13 protein-coding genes are annotated in these 14,447 nt (G+C 63.3%); 5 read left to right on the forward strand and 8 right to left on the reverse strand.

Annotation, left to right across the window (positions count from 1 at the left end; genetic code table 11):
* Positions 1-51 precede the first annotated feature (51 nt).
* From SU48_RS02825 to SU48_RS02850, 6 genes are all read right to left on the reverse strand, one after another.
* Positions 52-714, reverse strand: a complete 663-nt coding sequence (locus SU48_RS02825) for a hypothetical protein (protein WP_064013932.1) — start codon at positions 712-714, stop codon at positions 52-54.
* 102 nt (positions 715-816) lie between these two features.
* Complete coding sequence (locus SU48_RS02830) at positions 817-2,703, reverse strand: amylo-alpha-1,6-glucosidase (protein WP_064013933.1); 1,887 nt, start codon at positions 2,701-2,703, stop codon at positions 817-819.
* Between the two features lie 241 nt (positions 2,704-2,944).
* Positions 2,945-4,474 carry a carbohydrate ABC transporter permease gene (locus tag SU48_RS02835; RefSeq protein WP_064013934.1) on the reverse strand — a complete coding sequence of 510 codons (1,530 nt, stop codon included), beginning with the start codon at positions 4,472-4,474 and terminating at the stop codon, positions 2,945-2,947.
* A gap of 177 nt (positions 4,475-4,651) precedes the next feature.
* A complete protein-coding gene (locus SU48_RS02840; RefSeq protein ID WP_082869635.1) occupies positions 4,652-5,794 on the reverse strand; it encodes a carbohydrate ABC transporter permease in 1,143 nt (380 codons plus the stop codon).
* A 130-nt stretch (positions 5,795-5,924) separates the two neighbouring features.
* On the reverse strand, positions 5,925-7,154 hold the full coding sequence (locus SU48_RS02845; RefSeq protein ID WP_064013935.1) for an extracellular solute-binding protein: 1,230 nt from the start codon (positions 7,152-7,154) through the stop codon (positions 5,925-5,927).
* Entirely contained in the window at positions 7,151-8,131 is a 981-nt protein-coding gene (locus SU48_RS02850) for a LacI family DNA-binding transcriptional regulator (RefSeq protein WP_064013936.1), read from the reverse strand. The genes SU48_RS02845 and SU48_RS02850 overlap by 4 nt, the downstream gene beginning before the upstream one ends.
* 449 nt (positions 8,132-8,580) lie before the next feature.
* Between SU48_RS02850 and rraA the strand changes: the two genes are divergently transcribed.
* The 3 genes from rraA (at position 8,581) to SU48_RS02865 (ending at position 10,380) form a co-directional block, all read left to right on the forward strand.
* Positions 8,581-9,069 (forward strand): ribonuclease E activity regulator RraA, encoded by a 489-nt coding sequence (gene rraA / locus SU48_RS02855; protein WP_064013937.1) that lies wholly within the window; start codon positions 8,581-8,583, stop codon positions 9,067-9,069.
* 80 nt (positions 9,070-9,149) lie between these two features.
* The gene (locus SU48_RS02860; protein ID WP_064013938.1) at positions 9,150-9,533 is read left to right on the forward strand and encodes a YbaN family protein; all 384 of its coding nucleotides are present in this window, start codon (positions 9,150-9,152) and stop codon (positions 9,531-9,533) included.
* Between the two features lie 10 nt (positions 9,534-9,543).
* Positions 9,544-10,380, forward strand: a complete 837-nt coding sequence (locus SU48_RS02865; protein WP_064013939.1) for a hypothetical protein — start codon at positions 9,544-9,546, stop codon at positions 10,378-10,380.
* A 34-nt stretch (positions 10,381-10,414) separates the two neighbouring features.
* Here the strand turns inward: SU48_RS02865 and SU48_RS14265 are convergent, their stop codons facing one another.
* Positions 10,415-10,585 (reverse strand): hypothetical protein, encoded by a 171-nt coding sequence (locus SU48_RS14265; RefSeq protein ID WP_197474676.1) that lies wholly within the window; start codon positions 10,583-10,585, stop codon positions 10,415-10,417.
* A gap of 290 nt (positions 10,586-10,875) precedes the next feature.
* Complete coding sequence (locus SU48_RS02870; RefSeq protein WP_082869636.1) at positions 10,876-12,186, reverse strand: S8 family serine peptidase; 1,311 nt, start codon at positions 12,184-12,186, stop codon at positions 10,876-10,878.
* A 101-nt stretch (positions 12,187-12,287) separates the two neighbouring features.
* Here SU48_RS02870 and SU48_RS02875 point away from each other — a divergent pair, with 101 nt between their 5' ends.
* Positions 12,288-13,052: an SDR family NAD(P)-dependent oxidoreductase gene (locus tag SU48_RS02875; protein ID WP_064013940.1), complete on the forward strand. Its 765-nt coding sequence runs from the start codon at positions 12,288-12,290 to the stop codon at positions 13,050-13,052.
* Positions 13,053-13,260: 208 nt separating this feature from the next.
* Positions 13,261-14,364 carry an App1 family protein gene (locus SU48_RS02880; RefSeq protein ID WP_064015802.1) on the forward strand — a complete coding sequence of 368 codons (1,104 nt, stop codon included), beginning with the start codon at positions 13,261-13,263 and terminating at the stop codon, positions 14,362-14,364.
* Positions 14,365-14,447: the final 83 nt, after the last annotated feature.

Consider the following 14,447-nt stretch of genomic DNA (forward strand, 5'->3'; position numbering starts at 1 on the left):
TCTTTCTTCCCTTCTTAGAGTCTTAGACACCCCTCCAGACGGCCAAGGCGCTTACATATCCAGTGGGTCGGGGTGCTTGCTGGCGTTCTCGGCCTCTTCCAAATGATTCGGGCGGCGGTAGAGTTTGTCGCGGCCTGCCTCGTCGCCTACGCCTACAGCGGCGTCGGTCACGGGCAGTTTTTCGTCGCTGTGCTGCACGGTGGGGTTGGATGTAGAGGTGGGCTTGTCGTCATTCTGCGTCATGGGGTGGGCCTCCTTGCTGATTTGCACGGGGTTGGACTGCATGGAGTTGGACTGCACCGCGTTGCTCTGCACGCTCTGGCTGGGGCGCGGCATGGCGTCTGGCACGGTAGGTTCCGTCATGCCACTCTGCGGGGACATAGGTTGAATCTTGCCTTCCTGCTGCACCACTGCGCCTCTGTCTACAGCGCCGCTGTCCACAGGTTCCGCCGCCGCCGTGTTCAGTTCCTGAATCAGGCGTTCGCGGGCGCTGATTTCTTCGTCTATGCGCCGGATGTCTTCCTGCACAGTTTGCAGCACGCTTGTATCGGCCCCAGCATGATAGGAGCGGCCCAGACGGGCAAATAGGCCATCTTGCTCCCGTGTCAGTTGAAACACTTCGACACGGAGTTTGGTCACCTGAGCGACTTCTTCGCCCCGGCGCTGCACGCGTTCGGCTCCCCGGCGCACACTGTTCAGAATGTTATCCAGCATGCGCCAAGTTTGCCGCCCCGCACCCGGCAATGGGTGAGGGGCGGTTTAGAGAAAGCACGGTGAGCAGGCGGGATGAAGAAGCAGGGGGCAGGGGCGAGCGGCCTAGGCCAGTTCGTTTTCCAACTTCCTCGCTTGTTGCTCCTGCCCGTGCCTCAGCAAATGCGCCAGCGCCAGCGGAATAGCCGCGTCCCAGCCCTGCGGATGGCAGGCGGCGGGGTAGGGCACAGGCGGCGTGTGGGACTCGCGCCGGAATCCGGCCAGCAATTCGCTGAGGCGGCGGTCATCGGCGGCGCGGGCCACGTCGAACAGGGCGCGGGCCACTTGCGCGGCCTCGGCGTTCAGGCCGTAACGGTGCATGCCCAGCGCGGCGGCGGCAGTGTCGTGCGGCCACACGCTGCCGTTATGGTAAGACACCGGGTTGTAGCGAATTTCGCCCTCGCCCAGCGTGCGAATGCCCCAGCCGCTCCAGAGTTGGCTGCCCAAGGCGGTAGCGGCCACTTGGGGCGCGAATTCGGGCGGAATAATGCCCGTCCAGAGCGTGTGGGCCGGGTTGCTGACCAGCACGTTCAGGGGCTTCTTGTCGCCGTTCAGCCCATGCACGTAGTAGCCGCGCTCGGGCCACCAGAAGGCTGCATGAAAGCGTTCGCGCAGGCTGGCGGCGCGGGTCTCCCACTCCACCGCTTGCCCTTCATCGTTCAGCAGGCGGTACATCCGGGCGGCGGCCAAGTACGCGGCGTAAGCGTAGCCCTGTACTTCCACCACCGCCACATGCCCACTGATGTCCACACCCTCAGCCGTAAACGTGGAGTCGCCGCTGTCCTTCCAGACCGCGTTGGTGATGCCGCTCTCGTCGGGCGTGTACTCGATGAAACCGTCGCCGTCAGGGTCACCGTCAGTCAGGCACCAGTTCAGGGCCGCCTCCCATTGCGGGCGCAGTTCGCGGGCAATGTCGGGGTGCGCGGCGCTCAGTTCGCCCACCAGCCACACGAACAGCGGCGTGGCGTCGGCGGTGGCGTAGTAGGGGCGGTGCGGCGTGCGGCCCATGCGGGTCAGTTCGCCAATCCGCTCCTCATGCAAAATCTTGCCGGGTTCTTCCAGCGTAGCCTTGTCGTATTTGCTGCCCTGCCGTGCGGCCAGATACCGCGCCACCGTGAGGGCCATTTCGGGCATGTGGTCTTTCACCATCATGGCAATGATCAGGCTGTCGCGGCCAAAGGGAGCCACGAACCAAGGCAGGCCCGCCGCCGGAAAGCGTCCCTGTTCGGTCTGAAACGACAGGCTCCGCAAGTCTTCGATGCTCTGATCCAGCACTTGTTGGTCGAGCGGATCGGAGAGGCGCAGGTTCAGCGCCCCGTGCAGCGCGTCGTATTCGGCGGCCAACGCAGCGGGGTCGCCGGGCGTGGGCTGCTCGTCCCCCTGCAATGGGAACACGCTCACCTGAATCTGGGCCTCTGTTTCGGTCAGAGTCCAAGTCAGCTTCTCGCCGTCCCACGCGGCAGCGGGCGACACCTGTACGAGTGCGCGGCTGTGCAGACCGTCGCCAGCGGTGTAGCTGAATTCCACGCCGCCGGGAACTTCCTGCGTCCTCACGGTGCGCTCTCCGAGGCCGCCGGGCCAACCACGTACCTCGAACATATCCACGAAATCGGCGGCCAAGGCCAGCGTCACGACTTGCGGCCCTTCTCCGAGGTAGCGGGTCACGGTCAGGGTGTCGCGCACCTCATGGCCCGTCACGGTCAGGTCGCGGGAAATGCCCACTTTCATGGTGTAGCCCACGTTGGCGTTGGCGCTATGCTCGTGCAGCCAAAAGGGGTAGCGCTCGTGCTGGAGCAGGTGTTGCGGGCGCTCGCCGTCCAGCCGCCATTCGTAGTGGCTGAGGAAGCGGGTGTCGCGGCGGTACAGCCCGCTTTCGCCCTCGGCAATTTTGTAGTGGCGGTTGCCCACCAGATAGAGGTCATTTTCTTTGAGAACAGTGCGGGTATTGAGCATGGACGCTCCTTGGGGGCGGCGTGTGGCGGGGGGTGAGGGCGGAGAATCAGGAGGCAGATCAGGCGCGGACGCTCAGATTGTAAGCGGTTACAGCGGGCGGGGTGCGCCGTGTGCGGGCAGCGGGGCGAAGATCCCGAACAGTCTGTCAGATACCGGGGGGTTTGAGAAGGAAAACGGGCGGGCAGGGTCAGGCAGCCTCCAAGGAGAAAGCCCCAACGCCGCCCGCCTCACTTTCGCCCGACTAGCCTTTTACGGCGCTGTCCGAGCCGGTATCGACAAAGTACCGCTGGAAGATGATGAAGATGATGATCACGGGAATGGCCGATAGGATCGCGCCTGCCAGAATCAGGCCATAGTCGCCCTGCCCGCCGTACAACTGCGAGAAGCTGGACAGACCCACCGTGAGGGTAAAGTCGGTGTTTTGGCGCAGCAGCACCAAGGGCCAGAAGAAGTCGTTCCATGCGCCCTGAAACTGTGTGATGGCCAGAGCAATCAGCGCGGGGCCAGCTTGCGGCAACATCACTTTCCAGAAGGTGGTGAAGGGGCCAGCGCCGTCAATCGAGGCCGATTCTTCCAGCTCTTTGGGCATGCCCTCGAAGAACTGCTTCATGAGGAATACGCCGCCTGCCGCCACGAGGCCGTTGAACCACAGGCCCCAAATATTCAGTAGCCCTAAATCCTTCAGCAGCACGTAGTTACTGACCAAGTTCACCTGACTGGGCACCATCTGCACGAACAACACCGCGCCCAAGAAGATCAGGTTTTTGCCGGGAAAGTCGAAGCGGGCCAGCGCGTATCCGGCCAGCGAGCAGAAGATCACGGCGGCGGCCACGCGCAGGAAGGCGTACAGGAACGAGTTCAGCACCCAAGAAAAGAACAGGCTGCGGCCCGACTTGGGATCCATCGTTTCGTTGAAGGCGCGGCGGTAGTTGTTGAAGGTGTAACCCAGAATGCCGGGCGTGATGTTGCGGAAGGCGAACGAGCGGTCAAAATTCTGCTTGTCGCTGGGCGGCAGGGTGCTGTTCACGATGCTCTGCCCGCGCTGCACATCCACCTGCATGGGCGTGCGCTCGAACAGTGGCCCGCGCAAGTAGTAGTTCTCGCCTGCCTTGACCAGTTCCACGCGCTGCGACTCGCTCAGTTCGTACTGCTTGGCCTGTGCTGCGGGGGTGTCCAGCGTTACTTTCACGGTTTCGCCGCTGGGCAGGGTGGCCCGCACGTCGGCGTCGGGGGTGGCGAGCTTGGCCCGGATCACTTCGCCCGTTTGCGCCGTCAGCGAGGGGTAGGTCACGGTGGTGCGGTATACCCGCGTATCTCCCGTCTGAGACACTTGCACCGTCTTCAGTTGGGCGTAATCTTTGGCCTGCGCCTGACGGGCAATAGCCACCAAGCTCACGGGCTGGTACGGAAACAGGCTGACCACAGGCGCGTCTTTGGGGGCGTCTGCCGGAGAGCGCACCGACACGTCAAAGTTCACTTCTCGGCCCGGAGTCAGGCCACCGTTCCAGCCGCTGTTGCCGCCCTGAATGCCAAGGTTGTAGGCGCGGCTCACGTACTGCGCCGTCAGCTGCGGAATGATCACTTTGGGCGGGTACTCGTTGGGGTTGTCTTTCATGCTGCTCAGCAGACCCATCAGGAACGGGCCGAGGAAGAAAAAGCTCATGACCAGCATGAACACGTACAGCCAGCCTGCCCGCGCCCAACGCCGCCGCGTGAGCCATGCGTCGTGGTTAGAGGCCGCCGCCCTACGTTCTGTCTGAATTGCCGTCATGCTGCCGCCTCCTGATGAGTTGATTCCGATTGAATCCCGTCCGTTCTGGGATTCAATCCGAGCGGAGCGAGTGGGAAAGGTACGGATTCTGGGAGATGGACGGACAGGCGGTGTGGTTCCGACTGTACGGGAATCGGACGGAATCCGTATAGAGATAAGAAGCTGATACGGGTCATCCTAGTTGGCCTCGGGTGCCACGAAGAATTTGCGCTGCACGAATACCATGCTCAGGATGATCAGGGCCAGCACGATGGCCGCCGCCGACGCCATATTCACCGGGGCCGCGCCGTTTTTGAAGGTGTTGGTGTACACGTAGAAGGCCAGCGTAATCAGCGTGTCCTGCGGGGCCGCCGAACCGATCACGGCCACTTGGTCAAACATCTGCATGGTGCCGATCAGGCCCACCGTCACCACGTAAAAGGTCACGGGGCGCAGCATGGGAACCGTCACGTTCATCAGTTTCTGGAAGGGCGTCGCGCCGTCAATGTCGGCGGCCTCGTACAGCGAGCCGGGAATGCTCTGCAATCCGGCAAGGAAAAAGAGCATCAGCGTGGGCACGGTGGTAAAGGTGTTCTGAATAATGATGACCAGCAGCGGAATACTCAGCACCCGCACGCCGCCGATACTGATCCACTTGTCGGCAAAGTATTGGTAGTCGTAGGGGGCCACTTCGCGCACACTGACCAGCCCGGTGGTGTTCAGAATCAGCACCACGATGATGGCAATCAGCGCACTCACGGCGGCCAATGCCGGATCGAGCCAGCCTGCGGGCAACTTGCGAGACCTTTCCCACAGCACCTGCGCGATCTGCACCACGATCAGCACGCCAAGGAGCGTCAGAACGATGGGTTGGTAGGCCTGCCACTGCGTAATCAGGTAGTTGGCAATGCCGCGCCGCTGAAACAGCCACAGGAAAATCAGGGTAATGACCACGCTGGACGTGATGGAAGGCATGTACCACGCCGAGCGGAAGAAGGCTATCCCGCGAATCTTGTTATTGAGCGCCACAGCCATCAGCAACGAAAAAATCGTTTGCAGCGTAGTCGTCACGATGGCAAAAATCAGGCTGTTGGCGAGTGCCCGCCGAAACGACGGATCGGCCAGCACGTCGCGGTAAGGCTCGATGCCGATCAGTTTGGGCGTATTGAACAGGTTGAAATCGGTAAACGAATAATAGATGGCGCGGCCAAACGCATAGAAAAAGAAGATCAGTGTGGTGATCAGAAAGGGGGCCAAGAACAGCATGGCCGTCGTGGTGGTCTGGCTCTGTTTGGAGCGGGCGGCCTTGGGTCTTTTGGCAGTGGGATTGGTAACGGTCATACACCCTCCAGCGGTGAAACCCAGCAGAAACGACTTGATGCGGCATTCGTAAAAACAATGACAGAGGGCCGGGGGCAGGCAACGCTCGCCTCCCGACCCTCTGAACAGACCTGTTCCCGTTAAAGAAAGATCAGCGGTTCTGGAAGGTGTTCATGTCCTGCTGGGCTTTTTTCAGGGCGTCGGCGCTGCTCTTTTGGCCGCTGAGAACGGCGGCGAGGGCGTCGTTGATGGGCTTGCTCCAATCGGGGCCTTGAGGGCCGAAGTTGAAGGCCTTGACGTTGCCGTCGGACGCACCTTGGAAGACGAGGCGGCTGTTCACTGCGCCCGCGTCGGTCTTCTTGAAGTAGGCGTTTTCGCCGAGGGCGATGCGGCTAGGAATGGCGAGGCCCTGCTCCAGCACGTACTGCTGCACGGCGGGGCTGGTGAGGATGTTCAGCACCTTGGTGGCGGCGGACTTGTTCTTGGTGCCGGAGTTGATGGCCCAGCCCACGGTGTACAGGAAGTTGCCACGCTTGGCGGTCTTGTTGTTCTTGGGCATCAGCGCGGTGCCGAACTTCAGGTTGGGCGCGTTGTCGCGCAGGAAGTTCACGACCCAGCCGCCCTCGATGGCCACAGCGACCTTACCGGTCTTCAGGCAGCCGCCCGTCCAGCCTTCGGAGACTTCGCTGGGCGTGATGCCGACTTTGTTCTTGGCGAGGCCCGTGTAGAAGTTGAAGGCTTCGGCAAAGCGGGGATCGGCGAGGTTGGTCTTGCCCTTGGAATCGAACTGGTTCCAGCCGGTGGCGTAAGCGAACGCGCCGAACCGGTCAAAGTTGGGCTGAAGGCAGATGCCGTAGTACTCGTTGCCGAGGTTCTTCTTGAGGGTGGTCAGCTTGGTCTGCAGGTCTGTCCAAGTATCGTTGTTGTCGGGGTAGGCGACTTTGGCTTCGTCGAAGAGGTCTTTGTTGTAGACCAGCGTCAGGGTGTTGAAATCCTTGGCGATGCCGTACACGCGGCCATTTTGCGTAAAGGCCGTGTTCAGGCTCTTGATGTAGGGGCTGGTGTTCACGACGCCGTTCAGGGGCAGCACTTTGCCGGTGGCCACGAAGCCGCTGAGGGTTTCGGCGGGCAGATAGAACACGTCGCCCGCGTTTCCGGCAGCCAAGAGGGTGGTCAGCGACTTGTTGTAGTCGCCTTGCAGCGGCTCGTAGACCACCGTGATCTTGTCTTTGGCCAGCGCGGGCTTCACGAACTTGTTGATCAGGTCGCCCACCACTGCGGGGTCGGTGCCGCCGTAGCCGTTGATCTTGATGGTGGTCTGGGCGGCGGCGCTGGAGGCGAGGACGGCGAGGCTGAGCAGGAGTGCGTTCTGAATCTTCATGGTGACCCTCCGGGGGCAGGCGCAACGGTTGCGCCGGAAATAAGCTGAACAGGGATGAATTCGCCACGGGGACTCTGCCCCGAAATGGCCTCTTGAACGAGGGTGAGCGCGGTGCTGGCAATGCGGGGAATATCTTGAGAAACGGTGGTGAGCGAGTAGGGCAAGGGCAGTTCGGGGAGGCCGTCAAAACCGACCACCGATACGTCCCCCGGAATGTTGATGCCCAAGTCTTCCAGAGCGGCGACTGCGCCAATGGCACTCTCGTCGCTTTGGGCAAACAGGCCAGTAAAGCGCAGCCCCGATTCCCACGCCCGCCGCACCGCCCGGTAGCCGCCCAGCACCGTAAAATCGGCGGCCAGAAGTTGCGTGTTGGCTCCCACCGTGCGGGCCGCCCGCTCGAATCCGCGCTGGCGGTCTTGCGCCACCTGACTGGGGCCAGCGCCCAAGTACGCCAAGTGGCGGTGTCCGGCTTCCAGCAGTTGCGTGGTCGCTAGGTGCGCCCCGCCTTCATCGTCCGGAGCCACCCAAAATGACGCCGGATGATGCCCGATCAGGACGGCTGGCACGCCCACTTGCTGCAAGAACGACAAGCGGGGGTCGCCTTCTACCGCGTGCATCACCAGTACGGCACTGGGCAGCCGGGCCATGCGGGTCAGATCGGCCCGCAAATCCAGCAGTTGCACGCCCAGCGGCGCGGTGTGGGCCTCCAGCGCCCGCCGGAACAACACCTGATAGGGGCTGAGCATAGGATCGTCGCGGTCAAGCGACAGCCCCAGCGTTTGCCCGGTGCGCCAACTCAGGTTGCGGGCAGCGGGGTCAGGCGTGTAGTCCAGCCGCGCAATGACTTCCTGCACGCGGGCGCGGGTGCGCTCGGCCACAGTGGAATGCCCATTGATCACGCGGCTCACGGTTCCTTTGCTCACGCCGGAAGCGCGGGCAATATCGTCGATGGTGGGGCGGATCAGGGCGTCAGACATACGAATGTTTTAGCTCTCCTTGAGAACACGTAACCGGTTACACAGCCAGCAGAAGAAAAGAACGTGATGCAGCGGAGCATCCACAGAACGGCCCGATGTGACCCCAGATGGTCACGCCAAGTTTTTGTAATCGGTTACAAGACCATTGTGCGCTTAATTTTTCACCTGTCAAGCCCCCGCTCCGGCTATTGACTCGGTTCAGCCATTCACGACTTTTTGAAGCCTGAACACTGAATCGTTCAAGACATTTTTCCGGTGACGCGGTAGGAACTTATAGCAACGTCGAAAAGCTCACTCTTTTCTGTGTTGGGGGATTGTTGAGAGGTCTTGCTGTGGGCAAATTCAGGTGTCTATACAGTGTGCCGCACGGGAGGGGAGAGGCTGACCGCCCGCGTTCCGTTCCCACATCAGTACCCTTGGAGTGGGCCTCCTTCCCGGTAGGATCAGCCATGACCGACACGTCCGCCGTCTTTGCCACCACCGATCTCAGCGACGCGCACCCGGAGGCGCAGATTCTGGCTCCCATTTTCCGAGACTACGGCGGCCAACCGTGTTTCAGTGGGCCTGCCTTCACCCTGCAGGTGTTCGAGAACAACCCGTTGGTGCGCTCTAGGCTAGAAACGCCGGGGCTGGGGCGCGTGCTGGTCGTCGACGGCGGCGGCAGCCTGAACTGTGCGCTGCTGGGCGGAATGCTGGGGCAATTCGGCGTGCAGAATGGCTGGGCGGGCATTATCATTCACGGCTGCGTGCGCGACACCGCCGAACTCCGGGCGCTGCCCATCGGCATTCGGGCGTTGGCGGCCTACCCCCGGCGCAGCGGCAAGGTGGCCGGGGGTGAAGTGGGCGTGGCTGTGACGTTTGCGGGCGTGACCATTGACCCCGGCGATCAGATTTACGCCGATCAGGACGGGATTCTGGTGCTGCCCGGGCGAGGCTGACAGCAGCGGAAGAGAGGGTAGGCGGGCGGCCAACACTGCGGCATTCTTCTAACAGAACAGCCGTGCGCTAGGCTGCCCGTGTGTCCATTCCGCCCCGCCCCATTCGCCCGCTGTGGGTCATTGTGGGATTTGTGCTGAGTGGGCTGGGCTTCGTGGGCCTGATTCTGCCGGGGTTTCCGGGCACCGTCTGGTTCGTGCTGGCCGCCGCCGCCTTTGCGCGGGGCGATCCGCGCTGGGAAGCGTGGCTGCTGTCGCGTCCGGTGGTGGGGCAACTGGTCGACGACTACCGCTCTGGGCGCGGAATGCCGCTGCGGGCCAAATGGTTTGCTTGCGTGTGCATCGTGCTGGCGGTGGGCCTGAGTCTGGGGCGTATTCCGGTGCTGGTGGGGCAAGTGGCGTGGATGATGCTTGGCGTGCTGGGCGTGGTGTACATCGTGTGGCGCGTGCCCACCAAGCGGGGGTAGGGTGGCCGATATGCACGTGCTGAATATTCCAGTTTCGCCGGACGTGTTGGCACGCTGGGCGGAATGGCTGGCCCCGCCGATGCAGCCCTTCTTTCTCAGTGAGGCAGAGGCAACTGCGTTTGACCTGCCCACCCTTGTCTACGCCGAGTGGAACCCGTCTCCCGAACTGCGCGACACGTTTGCCCTGTGGGGTCTGTCTGCCGCTGCACACCGGGTGTCACTCCTCTCCGAAGCCGACTGGAACGGCTTGAGCCTCTCTGTGCGCCGCCAACTGCTACGTCTGCAAATCGCGTATGGGCGTGGCAATCTGCCCCGTGCCAAAGCCTTTGCCGACCTGTTGCCAGAGCCTCAGCGGGGGCGCTTCGTGTGGTGGTCGTCCATGCTGACGCCCGAAATCGTGGCCCGTGCCGTGTCTGCCGAATCGTTGGCCTGCCAGCGCGAACAGGTGCCGGATGCCGTGTGGCAAGCTGCCGAAGCTTTGCTGCCGCGTGCCCGCGCTCTGGCGGGAACCTTTGCCGGGGGCAGTGGCCCCAACTGCTTTGGCACGGTCATGGCCGCCGCAGGCATTGCAGGTGCGGAACTAGAATGGATGCAGCGCGATCCATTCGAGGCGTTCTTGGCGGCCCGCACGCGGTCTGGCGGCAAGGATGACCGACCCGGTACGCTGTTGGTCTGGCGGGGTGCAGGCGGGCAAGTGGAACACGCCGCCGTCACGTTAGGCGGTGATTGGGCGCTCCATAAGCCCTCGCAGTCGTGGATGACGCCGCGTGTGGTGTTGCCCACCCGCGCCCTCATTCGCGCTTACCGCACGCCCGGACACCGCCTAGAGCGGCACAGACTCAACTAAACAGTCTCAGATAAACAGGCTCGACTCAATCCATCTACTTGCCGTGTTTGGTCAGCCGCCAGAGGGTCACGGCATTGGTAATCAACAGCAGCAGGCACAGGCCCGCCATCGGCCATTCTTGGCGCTGCACGAAACGGATGCTGAGGATGCCCCAGCCGCAGACCAGCGCCACCACCAGCCACACCCGCCACGCCGGGGCATTCACGAAAAAATCCTCATGACTCTATCTTAGGCAAAAATGGTGGGCGACACGTCCCATTCGAACCGAGCCAAACAAAAATGAAGCCGGGGCGTTCATCTCCCGGCCTCGACTTGGTCGTCCATGCGCGTTCCGGGCACATGGTCAGATTCTCAAGACGCCCCCGGAGCAAGTGGGTGTGCGGCGTCTGTATGTAGAATGCGCCAAGCCCGTATGAGACGCACAAAAACCGGGTGAGAAGGTCTGAATGGTTGGTCAGATTGGCGTTATTTATGGAGAAGAATCATTTCGCTCCACTACTTTCCCAGTGAAGAAGCCAGCGCCGCCCGCAGTGCAGCTTCGGCATTCAGCGTACCCGTGCCGCAGGTTCGGGCGGGGTCAGGGTCGCACTGTCCACCGGGAAAGGGGGTGGCGGTGCGCGTCAGGAGGCTCCGCAGTTGCGCGGGCGAGAGCTTGGGCCGCACGCTCAGGAGTAAGGCCGCCACGCCCGCCGCGTGTGGGGCGGCAAAACTGGTGCCATTGAGTTCGCGCACGCCGCTCCCTCCGTTGCTCCCCACGCCGCTCAGGCTGCTGACCACCAAGCCGCGCCCGACTTCTCCGCCCGGCGCGGCCAATGCCACGGCGCGGCCCCAGTTGGCGTAACCGGGCCGCACGCCCGCACCAGTCACGCTGGTCACGGTCAGCACGTTGCGGCAGCCCGCCGGAGAATACCCAGCCGCATCTTTGCCGTCGTTGGCGGCCCCGGCAATCACGAGTGTGCCGCGTGCGGTCACGGCGTCCACGGCGGCCTGCACGCGGGCGTCGCAGCGGGTCAGGGGAATAAAATCGGCGTACAGGCTCAGGTTCAGAATCCGGGCGGGATTGGGATTGGTGGGCACACCCGCTACGGTCAGGCCCGCCGCCCAGCGCAGACTGTCGGCCAGATCTTGGGGGTCTATCAGGCCGTCCACGCCCGCCACACGCACCTGCACCACCCGCACACGCGGCGCGATGCCCGCCATGCCGCGCCCATCGTGGGCCGCGCCGATGATGTTGCCCACCACCTCGGCATGGTAGGCCAGCGCCCCGGCTCCGGCGGCGTCGGCGTCGCGCCCGTTGCCGTCGCCTGCCCGCGCCGCGTCCGACACGAAATCGTATCCGCCCACGACCCGGCCCGCCAGTTCCGGTGAGGCGATGTATCCGGTGTCCAGCACTGCCACCGTGACGGGGGAGAGGACAGCCGGAAGGAGCGCCCACGCGCCCTCTAGACCGATGGTCTGCAAGTTGCCTTGCCGCGAATACAGCGGATCGGTGGGGCGGGGAAGGCCGGACTGGGGGGTGGGAATGGTGGGAGTGGGCAGAGTGGGGCGCGTGGGCGTTGCTGGTTTGGTGGGCGACAATTCCGGAAATGGGATGGGTGTGGGGGAAACAGGTGGCAATTCAGGCAAGGTGCTGGGCGGCCTAGGCGTGGGAGGAAGGGGCGTGGGAGGAATGGGCGGGGGCAGCGTGCTGCGGGGCGGCAAGGCAGGAATGGCCTTGATGGACTGGGCGGCAGGCACAAGGCCCGCTCCCAGCAGGAGGCCACCGAGGAGGGCAGCGCGGAACCGGCCTCCAAAACGATTCTTCATCCCGCCAGTCTGCCCCGCCCGCCTGATGCTCGTCTGAGACAGCGTTTGTGCATTGCCTACCTTCCGGGTGCAGCCGTGCCGTGTGCCTGTAGCATGCCCCCATGACAGCAACTGCAGGGCAGGCCAGCACGGGCAAAGTCGTGGTACTGACGGGCGCTTCCAGCGGGATCGGGCGGGCCACCGCCGTAGAACTGGCGGCGCGGGGGTACCGATTGGTCTTGGCCGCCCGCCGCGCCGACGAACTGGGCCTGCTGGCCCGCCAACTTGATCCCACAGGTGGGCGCGTGATCGCTGTGCCCACCGACGTGACCGACGACGCCTCGCGCCGGGCGCTGCTGGCCGCCGCTGCCGCACATTTTGGCAGGGTAGACGTTCTGGTCAACAATGCTGGTGTGGCTGTGGAGCAGGGCTGGTGGTGGGACGACGCCGACCCGTTGCGCGTGCTGCGCGTGAATCTGGAAGCGCCCATAGAACTGACGCGGCTGGCCCTGCCCGACATGCGGCGGCGCGGTGCAGGCCACATCGTCAACATCGGTTCGGTGGCGGGGCGGGTGGCCAGCAACGGGGTGTACTCTGCCAGCAAGTACGGTCTGCGCGGGTTTTCTCTGGCGCTGCGGCGGGAACTGCTGGGCACAGGCGTCACGGTCAGCCTGATCGCCCCCGGTTTCGTCCGGAGTGAAATGACGGCCTCGGCCCGCCTGCCCATGCCGGGGCCGGAAGTGGTGGCCCGCGCCGTGGCCGACGTGCTGGAGCGCCCGCGTGCAGAAGTGATCGTCCCCCGGTTTTACGCCGTGCTGGTGCTGCTGAACACGCTGTTTCCGCCGGTGGGCGACTTGGCGGTGCGGCTAATGATCGGGCGGCGATAGGGGTACTCGTGCAGGGGAAAGGCGTCTACAGGTCAGAGGGATTTTCAGCGATGGGTCACGCCTTCTGGGGCCTCGGGGCGGAGTTGACCAGTCGGGCACGTTCACAAAATCTCAACCTCACCGCTGACCACTGGCGCACTCTGGCCCCTAGACTGTTTGCGTGAATCCGGCTTCCAGTTCCTCCCCGAATGCCTCTGCTGCACCCGCGCTGCCTAGGGTCAGCCCCTTCAAAACGGCCTTCAAGGTGCTGCTTCCGGTGCTGGAGCGGGCGGTGGTGGCCCTAGACCACGCTTTCAGCGGTTACGTGCAACCCCGCCGGGCACGCGGAAAAATGATCTTGCAACCCTACGTGGGCTGGGGCACGCCGCAGCAAGCGGAACTCACGGGCCGGGTGCTGCTGCCCCGCACGCTGGCTCCGGCCAAAAAGGGCGACGCCCGCTGGCGCAACTTCCGCAACATTCTGCGCCGCCTGTTTTCGCGCGAGGTGGGCGGCGTCAAGGTTTCAGGCGTCCTGAACGGCTTTTCTGTGAGTGGTGTCAGCGATCACGACGGCTATTTTACTCTGGTGTTCGCGCCGCCGACGCCGCTGCCGGGCGGCTGGCACGAGGCGAGCCTCAGCATAGAGGGCCGCGAAGGAACCACCCGCGCCCGCGTGCAGGTGGTGGCCGACGCCCGCTTCGGCATCATCAGTGACTTGGATGACACCGTAATTCAGTCGGACGTGACCAGCCTGCCTCGCATGCTAATGACCAGCCTGACCGGAAATGCCCGCAGCCGCCTGCCGTTTCCGGGCGTGGGGGCGCTGTACCGCGCACTCACCCGAGACGGCGAAACCCGCAATCCCATCTTTTACGTGTCCAGCAGCCCGTGGAATTTCTTCGATCTGCTGTGGCAATTTCTGGATTACCGCCGTATTCCGCTGGGGCCGATGTTCCTCCGCAATTGGGGCTTTGATCTGCTGGGCGGACACGGCGGCTACAAACACGGCGTCATAGAGCGCATTCTGGCCCGTTTCCCCGATCTGAACTTTGTGTTGGTTGGCGACAGCGGCGAAAAAGACCCTGAAATCTATGCCGAAGTGGTTCGCAAGCACCCCGGACGCATTCTGGCCGTGTATATCCGCGACGTAACGGACGCGGGCCGCGATGAGGGCGTCGGCAAACTGCGGGCCGAAGTTCGCAAAGACGGTGTGGATCTGGTGCTGGCCTCCGACAGTCTGAATGCCGCCAGTCACGCGATGGCGATGGGCCTGATTACGCCCAATGAATACCGCAGCGTGCTGACGAGTGTGGCCCGGAGTTACGAAAGCTGAGGTAGGGCAGACTAAGGGTCTGGGAAGGACAACTCTGTCTTCCACACTTCTTGGCAGCAGAAAAAATAAGCAGAAAACAACCG

This window comes from Deinococcus puniceus (genome assembly GCF_001644565.1).
GTDB lineage: Bacteria > Deinococcota > Deinococci > Deinococcales > Deinococcaceae > Deinococcus > Deinococcus puniceus.

Excerpts from the sequence above, each read along its gene's own strand:
- SU48_RS02870 (WP_082869636.1), bottom strand. The coding sequence starts at position 12,186 with ATGAAGAATCGTTTTGGAGGCCGGTTCCGCGCTGCCCTCCTCGGTGGC.
- SU48_RS02850 (WP_064013936.1), bottom strand. The coding sequence starts at position 8,131 with ATGTCTGACGCCCTGATCCGCCCCACCATCGACGATATTGCCCGCGCT.
- rraA (WP_064013937.1), top strand. The coding sequence starts at position 8,581 with ATGACCGACACGTCCGCCGTCTTTGCCACCACCGATCTCAGCGACGCG.
- SU48_RS02840 (WP_082869635.1), bottom strand. The coding sequence starts at position 5,794 with ATGACCGTTACCAATCCCACTGCCAAAAGACCCAAGGCCGCCCGCTCC.
- SU48_RS02835 (WP_064013934.1), bottom strand. The coding sequence starts at position 4,474 with ATGACGGCAATTCAGACAGAACGTAGGGCGGCGGCCTCTAACCACGAC.
- SU48_RS02865 (WP_064013939.1), top strand. The coding sequence starts at position 9,544 with ATGCACGTGCTGAATATTCCAGTTTCGCCGGACGTGTTGGCACGCTGG.
- SU48_RS02825 (WP_064013932.1), bottom strand. The coding sequence starts at position 714 with ATGCTGGATAACATTCTGAACAGTGTGCGCCGGGGAGCCGAACGCGTG.
- SU48_RS02875 (WP_064013940.1), top strand. The coding sequence starts at position 12,288 with ATGACAGCAACTGCAGGGCAGGCCAGCACGGGCAAAGTCGTGGTACTG.
- SU48_RS02845 (WP_064013935.1), bottom strand. The coding sequence starts at position 7,154 with ATGAAGATTCAGAACGCACTCCTGCTCAGCCTCGCCGTCCTCGCCTCC.
- SU48_RS02830 (WP_064013933.1), bottom strand. The coding sequence starts at position 2,703 with ATGCTCAATACCCGCACTGTTCTCAAAGAAAATGACCTCTATCTGGTG.